The sequence below is a fragment of the Mycobacterium parascrofulaceum ATCC BAA-614 genome (assembly GCF_000164135.1).
GTDB classification, from domain to species: domain Bacteria; phylum Actinomycetota; class Actinomycetes; order Mycobacteriales; family Mycobacteriaceae; genus Mycobacterium; species Mycobacterium parascrofulaceum.
On the sequence record NZ_GG770554.1, the window covers coordinates 24,675 to 41,950 of the forward strand.

The 17,276-nt window shown below is 64.1% G+C and carries 10 protein-coding genes and 9 pseudogenes; 6 read left to right on the plus strand and 13 right to left on the minus strand.

The window, feature by feature from the left end:
• From HMPREF0591_RS10070 to HMPREF0591_RS10075, 3 genes and pseudogenes are all read right to left on the minus strand, one after another.
• A partial coding sequence (locus HMPREF0591_RS10070) for an integrase catalytic domain-containing protein (protein ID WP_007168403.1) occupies positions 1–629 on the minus strand: 629 nt, incomplete at its 3' end.
• Positions 608–715, minus strand: a pseudogene (locus HMPREF0591_RS32250) (NAD-dependent epimerase/dehydratase family protein); the annotation flags it as partial. The gene HMPREF0591_RS10070 and the pseudogene HMPREF0591_RS32250, both read right to left, overlap by 22 nt.
• Positions 716–767: 52 nt before the next feature.
• Positions 768–1,471 (minus strand): annotated as a pseudogene (locus tag HMPREF0591_RS10075) (histidine phosphatase family protein).
• An 82-nt stretch (positions 1,472–1,553) separates the two neighbouring features.
• On the opposite strand from HMPREF0591_RS10075, the gene HMPREF0591_RS10080 reads away from it, so the two are divergent.
• From HMPREF0591_RS10080 to HMPREF0591_RS10090, 3 genes are all read left to right on the plus strand, one after another.
• The gene (locus tag HMPREF0591_RS10080) at positions 1,554–2,426 is read left to right on the plus strand and encodes a MaoC/PaaZ C-terminal domain-containing protein (RefSeq protein ID WP_007168405.1); all 873 of its coding nucleotides are present in this window, start codon (positions 1,554–1,556) and stop codon (positions 2,424–2,426) included.
• 152 nt (positions 2,427–2,578) lie between these two features.
• Positions 2,579–2,854: a type II toxin-antitoxin system Phd/YefM family antitoxin gene (locus tag HMPREF0591_RS10085; protein ID WP_007168406.1), complete on the plus strand. Its 276-nt coding sequence runs from the start codon at positions 2,579–2,581 to the stop codon at positions 2,852–2,854.
• Complete coding sequence (locus HMPREF0591_RS10090) at positions 2,854–3,246, plus strand: type II toxin-antitoxin system VapC family toxin (RefSeq protein ID WP_007168407.1); 393 nt, start codon at positions 2,854–2,856, stop codon at positions 3,244–3,246. Before HMPREF0591_RS10085 ends, HMPREF0591_RS10090 begins: the two co-directional genes overlap by 1 nt.
• Positions 3,247–3,393: 147 nt before the next feature.
• On the opposite strand, the pseudogene otsB reads toward HMPREF0591_RS10090, so the two are convergent.
• The 3 pseudogenes from otsB to HMPREF0591_RS33785 all read right to left on the minus strand — a co-directional run.
• A pseudogene (otsB, locus tag HMPREF0591_RS10095) lies at positions 3,394–4,553 on the minus strand (trehalose-phosphatase).
• 41 nt (positions 4,554–4,594) lie between these two features.
• Positions 4,595–5,933, minus strand: a pseudogene (locus HMPREF0591_RS10100) (wax ester/triacylglycerol synthase domain-containing protein).
• A gap of 158 nt (positions 5,934–6,091) precedes the next feature.
• Positions 6,092–6,319: pseudogene (locus HMPREF0591_RS33785) on the minus strand (IS1595 family transposase); the annotation flags it as partial.
• Between the two features lie 333 nt (positions 6,320–6,652).
• On the opposite strand from HMPREF0591_RS33785, the pseudogene HMPREF0591_RS10105 reads away from it, so the two are divergent.
• A pseudogene (locus HMPREF0591_RS10105) lies at positions 6,653–8,011 on the plus strand (IS1182 family transposase); the annotation flags it as partial.
• 300 nt (positions 8,012–8,311) lie between these two features.
• Here HMPREF0591_RS10105 and HMPREF0591_RS10110 read toward each other — a convergent pair.
• From HMPREF0591_RS10110 to HMPREF0591_RS10135, 7 genes and pseudogenes are all read right to left on the minus strand, one after another.
• On the minus strand, positions 8,312–9,265 hold the full coding sequence (locus HMPREF0591_RS10110) for an SDR family NAD(P)-dependent oxidoreductase (protein ID WP_007168413.1): 954 nt from the start codon (positions 9,263–9,265) through the stop codon (positions 8,312–8,314).
• The gene (locus HMPREF0591_RS10115; RefSeq protein ID WP_007168414.1) at positions 9,262–10,839 is read right to left on the minus strand and encodes a flavin-containing monooxygenase; all 1,578 of its coding nucleotides are present in this window, start codon (positions 10,837–10,839) and stop codon (positions 9,262–9,264) included. Before HMPREF0591_RS10115 ends, HMPREF0591_RS10110 begins: the two co-directional genes overlap by 4 nt.
• Before the next feature lie 21 nt (positions 10,840–10,860).
• Positions 10,861–11,750, minus strand: a pseudogene (locus HMPREF0591_RS33415) (metal-dependent hydrolase).
• Positions 11,751–11,798: 48 nt separating this feature from the next.
• Positions 11,799–12,488 carry a metal-dependent hydrolase gene (locus HMPREF0591_RS10125; protein WP_080576326.1) on the minus strand — a complete coding sequence of 230 codons (690 nt, stop codon included), beginning with the start codon at positions 12,486–12,488 and terminating at the stop codon, positions 11,799–11,801.
• A gap of 84 nt (positions 12,489–12,572) precedes the next feature.
• Positions 12,573–13,919: an IS110 family RNA-guided transposase gene (locus HMPREF0591_RS10130; protein WP_007168418.1), complete on the minus strand. Its 1,347-nt coding sequence runs from the start codon at positions 13,917–13,919 to the stop codon at positions 12,573–12,575.
• A gap of 239 nt (positions 13,920–14,158) precedes the next feature.
• Positions 14,159–14,392: pseudogene (locus HMPREF0591_RS34560) on the minus strand (metal-dependent hydrolase); the annotation flags it as partial.
• 445 nt (positions 14,393–14,837) lie between these two features.
• Positions 14,838–15,437, minus strand: a pseudogene (locus HMPREF0591_RS10135) (TetR/AcrR family transcriptional regulator); the annotation flags it as partial.
• A gap of 97 nt (positions 15,438–15,534) precedes the next feature.
• Between HMPREF0591_RS10135 and HMPREF0591_RS10140 the strand changes: the two are divergent.
• Positions 15,535–16,386, plus strand: a complete 852-nt coding sequence (locus tag HMPREF0591_RS10140) for a CoA transferase (RefSeq protein WP_007168421.1) — start codon at positions 15,535–15,537, stop codon at positions 16,384–16,386.
• A partial coding sequence (locus HMPREF0591_RS10145) for a thiolase family protein (protein WP_007168422.1) occupies positions 16,383–17,276 on the plus strand: 894 nt, incomplete at its 3' end. The genes HMPREF0591_RS10140 and HMPREF0591_RS10145, both read left to right, overlap by 4 nt.

Here is a 17,276-nt window from a genome sequence, read left to right on the forward strand (position 1 = left end):
GGTTTGATGGTGGGCGTCAGGTAGTTGAGCCGGTCGTTGACCAGCCTCCAGAGCCGGTTGAGCACCGCACGTTCCTCGTCGGTGTCATAGCGGTAGTAGAACCCATACTTGCGGACGAGGTGGTTGTTCTTGGACTCGATTGTGGCCTGATCGTTCTTCTTGTACGGCCGCGACCTGGTGAAGAAGATCTCCATCTGCGCAGCCCACTTGATGACGGCCTTGTTGAGGAATTCGGTTCCGTTGTCGAAGTCCAAACCGGTTACCTCGTAAGGTATTTCATGGACACCGGCTTTGAGGGCGCCGAGGATGTGAGTGTGGGCGTTGTTGCGTTCGGTGCGGGTGAAGACCCAACCGATATGCATATCGGTGAGGTTGACGGTCCGGGCGAACTCGCCTTTGAGGGTTGGACCGCAGTGCGCGACGGTGTCGCCTTCGAAGAACCCCGGAGATCCCTCGACCTCGTCGGTTGCCTTGCGGATCTTGATCGAAGACCGCAGCAACGGGGAGGCCTTGGTGGTCGATTTCCCCTTGATCTGGTCGCGCGCCTTGACCGCACGCAGGTAGCGGTCGATCGTCGCGCTGCTCATCGCCAACAGCTCGGCACGCACCTGCGGGCTGTAGCGGTCCACACCTGCGCGTCCGGCCGGGTTTCCAGCAGGCGAGGTACGACGCGGCGACCAATAAACCCGGTACCGCCGGTAACGACATAGCGCATGCAAGCCATCGTGGCGGGTCACACCGCGCACGTCAACCATGCTGTCCAGGCATCAGCCGGCGAAGTTGCGGATGCCGTCCCAGTCCACCAGCGTCCAGCCGGTCATCGGGTTTCCGGTGATCACCACGCGGCCGACGTTGGGCAGCGGATGACTGGTCGCCAGGCTGTCCTTGGCGTTCTTCGTGTTCATCAGCGTCCAGTACTCGATGGCGTACAGATGCGAGAACACCACCGGTTGGTTGTGGCCGCTGTTGTAGATCTTCTGCACGGCCGCGGTGAACCAGTCGTTGAACTCCTTGCCGGTGATCGACCCGGGGATGCGGTCTCCGACGTCGCCGTTGAGCCAGTCCGCCGGTACGTCGAGGGGGCCATCGAGACGGGCTTGCCCTCGTACCAGCCGGCGTTGATCTCTTGGATGCCTTGCAGCACCTCGACTTGCTTGCCGAGTTCGGCGGCCAACGGCGCGGCGGTCTGTTGCGTTCGCACCATGGTGGAGGCGTAGACGGCGTCGTACTTGTTGTGGGCGAGTTGGTGCGCGACCTGTTCGGCCTGCCCCTTGCCCTCCGGGGTCAGGCCCGGGCCCGGCACGTCGGTGTCGATGACGCCGCTGGCGTTGGTCTCGGACTCCGCGTGCCGGACGAACGTCACGGTGATGCTGTGGGCCTGCGGTGACCCGCCGCAGGCGCCGACGATTACCGTTGCGGCCAGCACGGCTACCGCTTTTGAGGCCTTCCTGATCAAGCTGGGATTGCGCATGGCGATAGCCTGCCCCGCCGACGGTGCCGGTGGGAAGGGTTTGCGATGGTTGGGTGGCAGAAAAGCTTGAAGGGAGACTCGTATGGCGATTGACCCGAGTGCCGTCGGTGCGACGACGGAGCCGATGCTGTTCGAATGGACGGACCGGGAGACGCTGCTCTACGCGCTCGGTGTCGGCGCCGGAACTGACGACCTATCGTTCACCACCGAAAACAGCCACGACATCACCCAGCAGGTGCTGCCCACCTATGCGGTGATCTGCTGCCCGGCGTTCGGTGCGGCGGGCAAGATCGGAAAGTTCAACTGGGCCATGCTTTTACACGGGTCGCAGGGCATCCGGCTGCACGCACCGCTGCCGCCGGCGGGCAAGCTGTCCGTGGTCTCCGAGGTCGCGGACATCCAGGACAAGGGCGAGGGCAAGAACGCGATCATCGTGCTGCGCGGCCGCGGCACCGACCCCGACTCGGGGGAGCTGATCGCCGAGACACTCACCACGTTGGTCATCCGGGGCGAGGGCGGGTTCGGGGGAGTGCCGGGTCAGCGGCCGATCGCGCCGGAGTTTCCCGACCGCGAGCCCGATGCCCGGATCGCGCTGCCCACCCGTGCGGACCAGGCGCTGATCTATCGGCTCTCCGGTGACCGCAACCCGCTGCACAGCGACCCGTGGTTCGCCAGGGACATGGCCGGTTTCCCGAAGCCGATCCTGCACGGGCTGTGCACCTACGGGGTGTCGGGCCGCGCGCTGGTCGCCGAGCTGGGCAAGGGCGTGGCCGCCAACGTCACGTCGATAGCGGCGCGATTCACCTCGCCGGTGTTTCCAGGGGAGACGCTGACCACGCTGATCTGGCGGACGGAACCGGGCAAGGCGGTGTTTCGGACGGAGGCTTGTGGCGCCGAAAGCGCGAACGCGCGGATCGTGTTGGACGACGGCGCGGTGGAGTACGCGGAGGCCTAGCCGATGGCTTAGAACCCGGTACGTCGCCCCGGCGCGCAGGCGTTCACTGGTGCGCCTGGCCTGCCGTCCAGCCATGACCTGTCCCGCATTCGGCGGGCTTCGGGGGGATCGCTCGGGCGCTAAGCTAAACAGCTATGTGCTACAGTTAGCACATGTCTACGGTGGGCGTTCGTGAGCTGCGGCAGCGGGCCAGCGAACTCCTCCGTCGGGTCGAGGCCGGCGAGACGATCGAGATCACCGACCGTGGTCGGCCTATCGCCCTTCTCTCGCCGATGCCGGAGGGCGGTCCGTACCAGCAGATGCTGGCAAGCGGCGGGATCGAACGTGCGACGCTTGACTTTGATGACCTTCCCGAGCCGGTCCGACTCAAAACGGGTATCGAGCTGCCGTCCGTGACGCTTGCGCGCCTGCGTGAGCACGAGCGTTGATGGCGGCCATCTACCTGGACTCGTCCGCAATCGTCAAGCTTGCAGTTCGTGAGCCAGAGTCGGATGCGCTGCGTCGCTACCTTCGCACCCGGCTGCCGCGGGTGTCGAGTGCCCTTGCGCGGACGGAGGTCATGCGGGCTCTGCTCCACAAGGGTGAATCAGCCCGAAGAGCCGGACGCCGGGCGCTCGCGAGCCTAGACCTACTACGCATCGACAACCGATTGCTCGATCTTGCTGGTGGGCTGCTGCCAATCGAGCTACGCACCCTCGATGCAATTCACCTGGCGACTGCCCAGCGGCTCGGCATGGATCTTGGCCGGTTGTGCACTTACGACGACCGCATGCGCGACGCCGCCGAGGCGCTCGGCATGGCAGTGATTGCCCCGTCTTGATCGGCTACCTAGGGTGGCGCGTGAGGCGGCCAACGCTTCATGTCCCGGCATGTCGCGCCAACCTCGTGCCACCGCCGAATGGGGACACCGTCGTGCTGGATCACTCGAATGTTGGCACCCTGAGCGCCGTTAGAACCGTTGCCGTCGCTAATTTACGCGGGCGTCACTTAACCGCTGTGCCAACCTTTCGGTGAACTCGGCGGCGCGCGCGGGACTGTCCAACGCAAACAGCGCGGCGGTGGCGCGGTCGCCGTCTTCGCTGTGTCGCACCAGGATCGGGATACCATCATCGCGGACCGCGTCGAACGCGTCCTCGTCGGTGATGTCGTCGCCGAGATAGATGGGCACCAGCGGACGCGCGTCGGCCTCGCGCAGGTGATCGATCACCCAGCGAAGCGTCTTTCCCTTGTCCCAGTCCATGTCCGGACGCAGCTCGATGACTTCGCGACCCGTCGTCACCCGAAGTCCGTCCCGCCGGCCCGCCGCGCGCACCGCCGCGGCAACCTCGCCCACGCGGTCCCGCGCGGCGTTGCGGTAGTGGACCGCAACGCCAAATCGCTTGTGCTCCATCATAACTCCGGGGATCGAGTCGAGCCGGTCGCGCAGCTCGGCGGCGGCCTGTTCGAGCACCGGTGTGGCCGCCGCCGCGGCGTCGTTCTGGTGGTGTGTGCCGTCGGGTGCGGTCAGCTCGAAACCGTGGCTGCCGGCATACCAGATCCCGGGCACACCGAGGCGCTGTGACACGTCGGCGAGGTCGCGGCCGGACAGAACCGCGACCGGGCATTGCGCGGCCAGCTTCCGCAGCGCCTCGACCGCGGCGGCGACGGGCCGGGCCGCGGCGGGATCGTCGACGATGTCCGACAGCGTGCCGTCGAAGTCGAAGAACATATGGCCGGCCTCCGGTCGGTGAGGGCACCGAGGGCCTGCACAGCATCGGGTAGCTGGGACATCCGGTGGTCCCCGGTGCGCACGGCGACCTCATCCAGATCGCCGACCACGGCGTCGGCGCCGACGCGCCGCAGGGCGTCACTTTGCCCTGTTCGGTCGAGGCCGATGACCAACGCGAATCCGCCGTCGCGCGCGGCCTGGACGCAAGCCGCGTTGTCGGTAAGGACGGCGCATCGCCCCGGGCGGACCGACAGCTTGTCTGCTGCCTCACTCAGGGTGTCGCGGACGTTACCGTTCGACGCGAAGACGCCGGTGTCGACGCCGGCTTCGCGCAATCGCCGGGTCAGCGCCTGGGTGCGGTCCAACGCGGTGTCGAACAGCACCGCGTCATGGCGGCGCGGGTCGATGGTGACCGGCATTGACCAACCTTCTCACGGTGTTCAACGCCGGTGAGAGCGGGTCAGTGACGTGCCGGCGTGGGTGCCGACGGTCGCGGCCGCTGCGCCTGGCCCGGAAACGCGCGCGCCGCGCGCGTGCGCCGGCGGTCCTTGCTGAACAGCAACACCGAATCCTGGCTGAGCGCCACCATCCGTGCCATGCCCAGCTCGATACCGGCTGCCAGCTGCTTGACGTCGGCCGTGGCGTCGTATTCGGCGGTGATGCCCGAATACCAATTCGTCGCCGTAGCTGAGCATCGCGACCCCGGTGCTCAGCTGCAAGGCGATCGGGGGGATCGGCAGCAGGCGCTCCATCGTCTGGCCCATCAGCCGCAGCTGATGGCGAGGCCCGGGCGCGTGGTTCGCCAGCGTTACGAGGCCGCGCTGCGGGAGCCTGGGTAACAGTTGTATGAGGTTGCCGCGCAGCATAGTTGGCAGACAATTGATCGCAGACTCCACGATACCGGGCGGAGATTTGTCGGCGTGCTGCGCTTTCCACCGGCTGTGCACGGTCCGCAATTGCTGGACCGGGTCGTCATGCTCGACGGGCAGGTATGGCAGTAGTGCCGAACGTACCGGCATCGGCACCAGGGTGCGCAGCGAGTCCGCCCGCGGTTCTTCGCCGCGGCGTAGCAGAACCCTTCGGAAGCCCTCGGTGATGGCCGCCAGCGCGACATCGTTGACGGTCACACCGAATTTGCGGCACACGCACTCGACGTCGGCAATCGGGACGCGCACCGTGCTGTAGCGCCGCAGGACCGGGTCGACCGAGGGCCGTGCCGTCGGCCAGATCGCCCCGACGAAGTTGCCGGCGAGTGCCCCAGCCCACTCCAGGGGCCAGCCGCGCTTCGAGGCCTGCGGCGGCGAATCATGTTTGTCGCCAACACCGTTCGCGAATGCATCGTGGTCGGCGTCGTCGCAAAGCCGGGTGAGCAGGTGGGCGGCTGAGTTCCCGTCGGCCAAGCCGTGGTGGATCTTCATCAAGATTGCCCACCGGCCGCCTTTCAGGCCCTCGATCACCCAGCACTCCCACGGCGGACGGTCCAGGTCGAGGGGACGCTCCAGGGCGTGGGCGATCGCGCCGGACAGCTGGGCGTCGTCGCCCGGGCGCGGAATCGCCACCCAGCGCACATGATGGGCCAGGTCGAATCCGGGACAGTCGATCCACTCGAAGCTCTGCGTCCGCAGCACCTGTGTGCAGCGCGGTATCGACTGAATCCGTTCCGCCAGCAGCTGTTTCAGCAGTGCGTAATCGGGGACGCCACCATCGACGATGGCGACCGCGCCGATCACCAGGCTGGCGTACTGATCGGGATCTTGAGCTCTCAGGTACGCCGTATCCAGTGTTATCGCTTGCGCCATGCGCAGTCCCCGCCCCTCGTTTCTCGCACTTGTACCAGTATTTGCGCGGGACCTCCGGGGCGGTAGGCCAGGAGCGTTAAGAATGTGTTTAGACCCGTTAAACAGCTCGCCTAAGTCGAACATACTTATTGCTTATCTGCTTAAGTGGACTCGTTTGCTTAAAAAAATTCGTCAAAAGTACTGCCGGGCAGTGGTTTAGCAGTTGCTCGCAGAGTTTGCTCTTGGCCTTCGGCGGCGCCGATGAGGTCGGCTAGTGGGTGGGGATCGGTGTTGACGCTTTGTTGCAGGAGTCGGTAGAAGAGCATTCCGCGGGCTTTTGACCTGCGGCGATTGAATCTGAAGGTGAACTCGTCGAGGTAGTACTGCAGGTGCTCGCGTTCCACGCGGGTGTAGCGGCCATGACAGGAGCGATCGTCGGCGCCCGCGACGGCGTTGAATCCATCCCTGCTCGCTGGCTCGAAGCACTCGAAGACGGCGACCGCGGACGCACCCACGTGAAGCAGCTCGCCGCGCTTCTGCTCAGGTAGCGCGCTCTGCGCCCTACCCCCCCGCTCACCTAGGTGCGTGGGTCGGTATCCACGAGTTGTTGGTGTGTCACGCTGATGGCGACGTGGATGGTCGGGAAAACTGTGTCCATGGATTTGATGACGGCCCAGGATCAGCTGTTTGAGACCGAGTCCGCGCGGCCTCGCTCGTCATCGTCACCGGGCGAGGTTTCGGTGGACAAGACGTTTCGGGCCTATGACCAGGATCAGTCGTTTTTGATGCCGCCGTCGTTGCGGGATTGGTTGCCTGACGATCATCTGGCGTTGTTTGTGTCCGAGTTGGTCGATGAGGTGCTTGATCTGGCAGTGTTTTTCGCCTCCTACAGCGAGGCCCGGGGCTTTCCGCCGTATCACCCGCGGCTGATGCTCAAGCTGCTGCTCTACGGGTACACCAGCGGGGTTCGTTCATCTCGCAAGATCGAAGCCCGTTGCCATGACGATGTGGCGTTTCGGTACCTGGCCGCCAACACCGCACCGGACTTTCGCTCCATCGCCCGCTTTCGGCGCCGTCACCTCGCCGCGCTGGAAGCCCTGTTCCTGCAGGCGCTGACCCTGTGCCAGCAGGCGGGCATGGTCACGATGGGCCGGGTGGCCCTCGATGGCACCAAGGTCAAGGCCAATGCCTCCCGTCACAAGGCGATGAGCTATGACCGGATGTGCGAGGCGGAGCCGGCCCTGCAAACCCAGGTCGAGCAGATCATGCGGGAGGCCGAACGCGTCGATATCGACGAGGACCAGGCCCACGGCCCGGACAATCGTGGCGGTGACCTGCAGGGCGAATTGGCCCGCCGTGAGAGCCGGCTGGCCAAGATCCGCAAGGCCAAGGCCGACCTGGAACAACACGCCAAAGACCAGGCCGCGGACAAGGCCCGGGCAAGGGCGCAAAACGCCGGCCATGATGACGACGCGGCCGCGCGGGCCGCCGAGCAGGCAGCACAGTGCGCGACCGTCAAGCCCAAGGCGCAGCGCAACTTCACCGACCCTGACGCCCAGATCATGAAGACCGCCGACGGCAGCTTCCACTACTGTTACAACGCGCAGGCCGTCGTCGATGAAGAACATCAGGTGATCGTTGCGACCGACTTCGCCGAATCCGGCGCCGACAACCCCGCATTCGGCGAGCTGCTCGCCCAGACCATCACCAACACCGCGACCACACCGCGTCAGACGCTCGCCGACGCCGGCTACTTCAGTGAGAACAACATCGACGCCGCCCACAAGGCGGGCACCGATCCGCTGATCGCGACCGGCCGGCTCGCCCACGGCGAGCAGGTTCCCGACGCGCCACGGGGACGGACACCGAAAAATGCGACACCAAAGGCGCGGATGGCCCGCAAACTTCGCACCAAGAAGGGCAAGGCCGCATATTCGCGGCGCAAGGTGATCGTCGAGCCGGTGTTCGGGCAGATGAAGACCACCCAGGGGGCGAGTCGACTCCTGCTCCGCGGCCACCATCACGCCCGCGCCGAATGGCGCCTGCTCGCCGCCTGCCACAACCTGCGAACCCTCCTACTACAACATTGCAGCGCAGGCTGCGGCCGGCTGAAAGGGTCGTGCGCAGCGAGTTACGGCCACCGATCCGCCATCCCGCGGAATGCGGCCCGCCCGATCACACCACCAGGCCAACAAAACGCCGCCCGATGCCCTCCGTCCAGGACAAATCCACCTGCCGACCCGACAAATCCGTTACCGACCCACGCACCTAGCCGGGGGCAGCAGGAATCAAGATCACTACAAGTCAAGTCCCCACGGAATCAGGGGAACCCCTTCACCCGAGCTGCACGGCGTATTGACGGCAGAGCACCTACGATTGGCCGCTGATCAGCCCGCACCCTACTTTCCCGTGCTGGTGACCGGTGCCGCCGCCTCGGCTCCACCGGCGGCAAGCTCACCCTGGTCCGCAGCACCCACTGTCTTTGACAGGCGAGCACCCAGCCGCTGAAATGCGTCCACCGAGAATGGCTGCATCATACGGCGGTTGACACCAGGGGCGATACGGAGCATGAAATAGCCCAGCCAGGCCTCGGTGCGCACCGGCACGACCGCCAAATCAAACCGTACCGCACGTACGACGGCACGAGCTACGAGGTCCGAGCTCATCGGCGAGACCCTAAACTTCTCGCTAAATTCCTGGAGCTTCTTCGTGAACTGCTTTCCTTGTTCGATCAGGTTCTGATCGACGCCGACTACGATCGCGCGATCAGCGATGTTGGTGTTGATCACACCCGGGCACACGGCGCTGACGCCGATGCCTCTCGGTCCGAGTTCGAGCCGCAAGCACTCGGTCAGCATCTTCACGCCCGCCTTGGACACCGAGTACGGCGCCATCACCGGCGTGGGTGTGAACGCCGCCGCTGACGCGATGTTGACGATGTGGCCACCGCCGCGCTCAACCATCTGGGCGCCGAACACACGACATCCGTGGACGACACCCATTAGGTTCACACCGAGTTGGCGGTCCCAATCCGAGGGACTCAGCTGCAAAAAGTGGCCGCCCACCAAGATACCTGCGTTGTTGACCAATACATCGGTGTAACCGTGATCGGCTAACACATCGCGACCGAACACCGCCCAGGCGTCGGGGTCGGTGACGTCCAACTGCGCCGCCGACGCGCCGAGGCCGTAACCGCGGATCATCGCGGTGGTCGCTTGTGCCGCATCCAGATCGATGTCGGAGACCACGACGTGGGCGCCGAGCTTAGCGAACCTGATCGCTGTCGCCCGGCCAATGCCGCTTCCAGCCCCGGTGACCACCACCAGGCGCGGTCGCAATCGGTTGAACTTCACAGGCTCTCCTTCGTCATGGCCGCGGCTGCGTCCAGAACCGCAACGCCCCTGCTGTATCGGTAGACATCAAGGTTGTAATAGCGGTTCTGCCAGTACATTTCGCCGTGCGTCGACGGCCGAAACGGTGAATCGCCCTGGTTATTAATGTAGTAGGTGTTCGAACCCGCACACGCCGGAGTGAACAGGAAGTTATTCTGTTGGCGCTTCAGGCATTTCCGAAAATACTCGTCGTGGGCTTCCTGACGAATCTCGCAGACCGTTGCACCGCGGCGCTTCGCTTCGGCTATGGCGCGGCTCAGGTGAGCCGATGTCGCTTCGATCATCCACAAGTACGAGCCGAGCACGAATCCGTAGGGCCCGGTGATTGAGAACATGTTCGGAAATCCGGGAACCGAAACACCCTGGTACGACTGGTATCTCTGCTCACTCCAGAACCGCCCGAGATCGACGCCGCCCCGCCCGATGACGGGGAAGGGAGGCACCGCGCCCGCCTCCCACAGCTTGAACCCGGTCGCGCAGATCAACACGTCGATCTCGTGCTCCACGCCGTCCGCCGTCCGTACCCCCTTCTTGGTAATGCACTCGATCGCATCGGTGACCAGGCTGACGTCGTCGCGGTTGAAGGTACGCAAGTAGTCGTTTGACATCGACGGGCGCTTGCAGCCTAACCCGTAGCGTGGGATCAGCTTCTCCCGAACGACCGGGTCATCGATCTGGCGGCGCATCCAGCGGCGGGTAGGAACCTCAAGCATCCGGCGGCTCGCGTTCGTCAGCCACTGTGGACCGACCCACATCCCGGCCATGCCGACCTCGGTTGCGACGGTTCCCACCAGGCGGATACCCGAACGGATTCGCTTACGCCCCAGAACCCACCGGATGGCGGACGTGACCTCCTTGTCAGGTTTTGGGAACACCCATATCGGTGTTCGTTGGAAGACTGTCAAATGTTCGACTTCGTCGACAATGGCCGGGACGACCTGCAGCGCCGTTGCGCCAGTGCCGATGACCGCGACGCGCTTGCCCGCCAGCGCCACGTCATGGTCCCAGAGTGCGGTGTGCATGAGCACACCCCCGAACTCGTCGAGACCCGGGATATCAGGCATCTTCGGGCGTTCGAGGCCACCGACCGCCATGACTACATTTCGGCCGGTAATCTCCTGATCGGCGTCGGTAGTCAATCGCCATAGGCTATTGCGCTCATCGAGCACCGCCGAGGTGATCGTAGTGTTCAGCCGCAACTTTTGAGCTAGGCCGTACTTGTCCACAAGGTCGCTGGCGTAATCGCGAAGCTCGTAACCCGGAGCGAAGATCCGCGACCAATCACCACGCTGCTCGTAGGAAAAGCTGTAGACAAACGAGGGAATATCCACCGCCACACCCGGATAAGTGTTCGCATGCCAGGTGCCGCCCACCTGATCCCACTTGTCGACAATCACGAAGTCGTGAATGCCTCTGCGTTGCAAGGAGATACCAGCACCGATACCGCCGAATCCAGCGCCGACGATCACGACTTCATGGTCTGGAGTGACACGCTCGACAGTCGGTAACTGCTCGATGTCGATCGTTGTACTCAACTTGAACTCATGGCCTTCCTGCTACTTGAGATGACCGACAAGGGCACCGTCGTCGCCGAACAGCTCCTGCCGCCACTGCTGCACCAGCGCGGTCGTGTCGATGTCGTCGGGATGGAAGCCCGGCTTTAGGTACATGCGCAGATCGGCCATCAGCCCCTGCACCAACGGGTCCCGGAACACCGCACGCGTTTGACGCGCCACTTTGATCGGGCGCCATCCCCGCGGATCGGCCAAAATAGACAACAGCACCCCGATCGACACCACCGGGATCGTCAGGATGTACAGCACCGCCATCACCCCGATCCGGAGCCACTCCGGCCCATCGACGGCCCGGTAGACGTCGAACGCCACCGACTTATGTTCCAGCTCTTCCACCGCGTGCCAGTTGAGCAGGTTTCGCACCTCGGGATCGCCAGGAATCTTTTGTATCTCTTCGCCCAGCATGCGCTCAGCCAGTGTCGCGGTGTAGTGCTCGGCCGCCGCCGTGACCGCCAGGGGTACCCGCGCTGGCAGCAGGTTCTCAATTCGCACGATCAACCGGCTCCCGGCGGCTGTCATGCGGGAACATAAACAGCCGGACAATCGGGTAGCCCATCTCGATGAGCTTCTCGTTGAGCCGGCGGTGTTCCTGGCCGTGCACCGACTCCTGGCCAAATGAATCCGGCCACCCGCTTCATCAGTACCGGATCGGTCATCTGATCGGCAAAGCGCCGAACCGACCGGATAAACAACTCCTCACCTGGCGGAAACACGCCGGACAGCAACGCCACAAGGTGGCTGAACACGATATTGCCCTCAACGAAATGGTGGTCCATCGGCTCGGGATCGCCGAACCAAAACCGAATCCGCCGAGCCTTAGGATACGTACTCTCGGCTACTTTTTCGGCTGCTGTTCCGCTTTTCGCAGCCATTGCCTGACTAGCTACCATGGCAATCCCTTTTGTTGTGGATGTTCGCAATCACTTCAGGTAGCCGACGAGTTCTCCGTCGGTGCCGAAGAGTTCCTCTTGCCAGTGCTCCAACAACGCGTTCGTGTCGATGTCGTCAGGATGGAATCCCGGTCGCAGATATTTCGTAAGGTCTGGGATCAAACCCCGGAAGATGGGGCCACGGTACAGCCGATAGGCCTCCCGTATCACCCGTAGCGGCTGACGACGCCCATCCGGGTCGTGCGCCAGCGAGTAAACCAATGTGACGGCTATGAGGAGAAGCAGGGTCGGAATCATCACGGCCATCACACTCCTGCGCATCCGCTCCGTACCTCCCGCCACCGTGCGGAAGACATCGAATGCGACCGATTTGTGCTCAAGTTCCTCCACGGCATGCCAGTTCAGCACGTTCCACACCTGCAACTCGCCCGGAATCGCCTGGATTTCCTCTTCGCCCAGCGTGCGCTCAGCAAGTACGGCGGTGAAGTGTTCTGCAGCTGCTGTTACCGCCAGGGGTAGCCGCGCAGGCAGCCGCTCCTCCAGTCGCTTGACCCAGTCGTTAAACTTCTTCGAATCCCACCAAGCGATCGGGTAACCCATGTCGATGAGTTTCTCGTTCAGCAGGCGGTGTTGCTGTCCGTGGACCGATTCCTGGCCGATGAAGCCCGCCACCCGTTTCTTCAACGTGGGATCGGTGACCTGACCGGAAAATAGACCCAGGTGACCGGACGCGGCGGAGCCACCCGGCGCAGCCGGGTGTTCTTTCTCGCAGTTGTCGGGTTGTGTTGTGGGAGTTGGCCGGTGTCAGGCGACGGGTTCGAGGGTGACGCGATAGCCCAGGGCTGCGAGCTGCGCGACGTGGTTACGGGTCCGGCGTTCGGTGTTGATGCGGGTCGCGTGGTAGTCGGCACCGAGATCGTGGAAACGGGCCGTGGGGTCGTGCAGCAGGTTCCAGATGATGACCAGGATGGATCGGGCAACAGCGACGAGGGCCTTGAGCTTGCCGCGGCGTTTGACGATGCGCCGATAGCGTTCACCGAGGAAGGTGTTGGTCTTGGCAGCGGCTGTCGCGGCTTCGCCGAGAGCACCTTTCAGATATGGGTTGCCTTTGCCCGCCTTGCCCGAACGTTGCACCGGACCGGACTGGATGGTGCGTGGACACAGTTTTGCCCACGACACCAGGTGTCCGGCCGTGGGGAACCGGCTCATGTCGAGCCCGATCTCGGCGAGAATGATCTGCGCGTTCACCGGGCCGACGCCGGGAATCTCATCGAGTCGGTCGATCGTGGTCAACTCGCCGGCTTTGCGCGAAGCGGGGTTTGCTCCGCCGGTGGCGTCCCCACCGTTGACAGGTTCGGGCTCCATTGCAGCCAACAGTTGGTCGATGCGGGTGGTGAGCCTGCCGATCTTGGCGTCCAGCGCGTCGATCTGATCGAGCAGCATCTGGGCAAGTTCGGCGTGGTGATCGTCGAATCTGCCGGTCAGCGCCTCGACCAGAGCGGCTTGCTTGGGTCTCATCTTGCCGCGCGCCAGCCCGGCCAGCCGGCGCGGGTCCCGCTCGCCAGCGATCAGCGCCTTGAGCATGTCGCGCACCGACAGGGTGTCCAGAGTCGAGGCCACCGACGACACCTTGATCAGCGCGTCCTCGAGCAGCTTCTCGATCCGTTGCCAGTACCGGGAACGTTCGCGAGTCATATCGATCCGTAACCGGGTGTAGTCGCGTAACTCGCGGATCGGCGCCGGCGGCACGAAACTTGGCCGCAGCAGACCTTTCTCGGTGAGCTTGGCTAGCCAGACCGCGTCGAGTTTGTCGGTTTTGGGCCGACCGGGCACGTTCTTCACGTCGCGGGCGTTGACCAGCTGCACGTCGAGCCCGGCCGCCTCCAGCAGGTAGTACCAGATCCGCCAGTAATCCGACGTGGACTCCACAGTGACCTTCTCAATCCGCTCGTCAACGAGGTAGTCGGTCAACTCACCGACTGCGCCGGACGTGGCGGCCACGTCCCACACTTTGCTGACCCGCCTGCCCGCGCGGCTGCCCACACGCACGCACACCTTGCCCGAGGCCTTGGCTACATCGATCGCGCACACACGCTCGATCACCAACTCATGCTCGGTGTCAGCAATCTCCTCCGGCTGCTGCTGCTTCAACTCGCTTGCCCTCCATCAACATCGACGCTCTCAACAAGGCGGGCCGCCCGGGGGCCTCGGTTCAGGGAATCGAAATTCTGACCGGCGTGCTCGAAGCAACAGTGCGTGACCCTTCCAGGTCGGGCCCCGGCACCAGGCTCATCAACAGGCTCACAAAACCCAAGTTAACGTCGGCGTCGGCAGGCAACCCGACCCCCATTTTCACGCCTGCGAGGCGTCACCCGAAGGGAAACAGGGGGCTCATCTGAGAATCGACGCACCGACCGAATAAACAACTCCTCCCCTGACGGGAACGCACCCGATAGGTTCGCCACGAAGTGGCTGAACACGATGTCGTCGTTGACGAAGTACTTGCCGTGTGTGCCGCCGTCGCCGCCAAACGGAAAGCTTATCCGTCGGGTCCTCGGATAACGGGATCCAGCGCTCGCTGCGGTCACCGACTTTGCCTCTTGCCTTGCGTGGTCACTCGCCATGAATGCTAGCCCCTTCCTTGAACGTGTGACGTGTAGTTCCAGGTACCAATAGTACTAGGTGTTGGAACCACGCTACTGCGGATCCACGAGGTCGGCAAGCATCCGGCAAGCATCACGAAAAGTGCCCGCGAAACGCCCTCGGTGCATCACGTAAGAATGCCCGCGAAACGGTGATCCCCGCCAGGCATGGAGAGTGGGCTGTCGATGTCGTCTCGTGCCGAGATCACCGCGAAGTTCGCCAAGGCGTATGTGAAGGCGTCGAAGGCGAATAAGGGGCAGATTCTGGATCAGGTGGTGGAGGTCACCGGCTGGTCGCGTGACAATGCTCGGCGCCGGTTGACGGCCGCGGCCCGGCCGCCGGGAGCGGGCCGGCAGGTCGCCAAACGACCTCGCCGGCAGCGCAAGCCGAAGTATTCCTATGACGCGCTGAAGGTGCTGGGCCACTGGAGCGAACGGCGACGTGCAGTGTCGGTTTGTCGTCGTCTGACTCGTCTGGGCGGGAGACTTGATCCCACATGGTGTCGATCATCGGTTGCAGGAAGAGCTGTCCCAGCTGTCGGACCATGATGTCGATGATCTGGGTGGATCCGCTTCGCTCCGCATTTGCGATACCGGCGTCGCGGGCTTTGATGAGCTCCGTTCGGGTCAGCTCTGTCAATCGCTGGAGCAGTTGGCCTTTAGACCCTGCGGGGTCCAGTAGCGCGCGGCGCAGATAGTTGACGACGGCTGGGTTCGATTCGAGCATCTCCTTCACAGCCACGTCACGCGCCGTGGCGACTTGTCTTGGTGTTCCATCAACGGGGACCTGCGCGATCGTCTGCGCGAAGTAGTCGACGACGAGTTGTTCAACGGCGCGGCGGATTCCGTCCTTGGTCTTGAAGTGGTGGACAACCAGCCCGACCGTGACGCCGGCTCTCGAGGCGATATTTCGCATCGACGTGCGGTCCTCCCCGAACTCCGCGAACAGGTCCATCGCGGCGTTGCGAATGCGCGCCTTCGCGGTCAGGTCGTCTGCGCCTGCGCGTGGATCGGCGAACGGTCCCATGCGTCTCCTTCGTTCCGGGCAAGTGTACAGTGAACATCACTTCTTGTACAGATAGGAAGCTTCCTGTACAGTCGTACGGTATCAATTGAAGGACCACATGGTGCAGGGCAGTCTGAACGGCGTTCGCATCGTGTCGCTTGCGGTGAACATCCCGGGCCCGCTCGCGGCGGCACGGCTGGCGCGCTTCGGCGCGTCGGTAACAAAGGTGGAGCCCCCTACCGGAGATCCCTTGGCCGCGGTCGCGCCCGGCTGGTACGCAGAGCTCGCCAGCAAGCAGACGGTCTTGGTTCTGGACCTCAAGGACGCCGGCGACCGCGCCAAGCTGGACGTCGAGCTGACTTCCGCCGATGTGTTGCTCACCGCCATGCGCCCTTCGGCGCTACGCAGGCTCGGGCTCGACGACGCGCATGTCAGGTATCCGGGGCTCTGTCACGTCGAAATCGTGGGCTACGACGGTGACCTCGAGGAGCGTCCTGGCCACGACCTGACCTATCAGGCCACGCACGGCACCCTGCAGCCCCCGTTGATGCCGGCGGTTCCGGTCGTGGACCTCCTGGGTGCCGAACGTGCCGTGTCCGGGGCCCTGTTGGCGCTGCTTGATAGGCCGAATTCCGGTGCCGGCCAACACGTCCGGATCGTACTGGCGGACGCCGCAGCCGACGCCGGCGCAGCCGTGCGGTACGGCGTCGCAGGGCCCGGCGACCCGCTCGGTGGCGCGACTCCGACCTACGGGATCTACGCCAGTGCCGACGGCTATATCGCCCTGGGCGCAATCGAACCGCATTTCCAGAAGCGGACCCTCGAGGTCCTGGGCGCAGCAGATACCCACGAGGATCTCGCACGAGTCTTTGCCGGACAAAGCACGCGCCACTGGGAAGAAGTCGCCGAGACGGTTGACATCCCCATCGTTGGAATTCGTACACCGGAACAAGGAGGAGTGGAACATTGAACGCGCGCGAAGCAGTGATTGTCGGGGCGGTGCGCACGCCGGTGGGTAAACGAGGTGGCGCTTTGAGCCGGTGGCATCCGGCCGACTTGCTCGGTCACACCTTGCGAAACCTGGTGGAGCGCAGTGCGATCGATGCCAAAGACATCGATGACGTCATCGTCGGCTGTGCGATGCAGCATGAGCACCAGTCCGGAAATATCGGGCGGCACGCGGTGCTGGCTGCGGGTCTACCCGAATCGGTGCCGGCGGTCACCATTGATCGCCAATGCGGGTCCGGTCAGCAGGCGGTCAACTTCGCTGCATTCGGCGTCACCGCGGGCATCTACGAGCTGGCGATTGGGTGCGGTGTGGAGTCGATGTCGCAGGTGCCGATGCCTGCGTCGTTCATGCCGGGCGCGCCGCTCGGTCCGCAGTACTCGCCCGTGGAGTTGGCCCGCTACGACGACAACTTGGTGGCGCAAGGGGCGGCGTCGGAGTTGCTGAACTCCAAGTTCGGTATTTCTCGCGAGGAACTCGACGAATTCAGTATCCGAAGCCATGAGCGAGCATTCGCCGCGACCCGGGCGAAAAAGTTTCGCGCGCAGTTGGTGCCGATCACCGTCGATCCGCTGGATCCGTCGGCGGCGCCCGTCAGTGCCGACGAAGGAATCCGTGAGCAGTTGGATCCGGCGAAGATCGCGTCGCTGGAGCCTGTTTTCGCGGCCGACGGCCGCACAACCGCGGCCAATTCTTCCCAGATCAGCGACGGGGCAGCGGCGTTGCTGATCGCCGAGCGTGGCTACGCAGAACGCAGCGGGCTGGTTTCGCGGGCGCGGTTCCTGGCGATGACGGTCGCCGCGGCGGACCCGGTACTGCAGTTCACCGCGGTACTGGACGCCACCCACAGGGCG

Excerpts from the sequence above, each read along its gene's own strand:
- HMPREF0591_RS10080 (WP_007168405.1), top strand. The coding sequence starts at position 1,554 with ATGGCGATTGACCCGAGTGCCGTCGGTGCGACGACGGAGCCGATGCTG.
- HMPREF0591_RS10085 (WP_007168406.1), top strand. The coding sequence starts at position 2,579 with ATGTCTACGGTGGGCGTTCGTGAGCTGCGGCAGCGGGCCAGCGAACTC.
- HMPREF0591_RS10090 (WP_007168407.1), top strand. The coding sequence starts at position 2,854 with ATGGCGGCCATCTACCTGGACTCGTCCGCAATCGTCAAGCTTGCAGTT.
- HMPREF0591_RS10140 (WP_007168421.1), top strand. The coding sequence starts at position 15,535 with ATGGTGCAGGGCAGTCTGAACGGCGTTCGCATCGTGTCGCTTGCGGTG.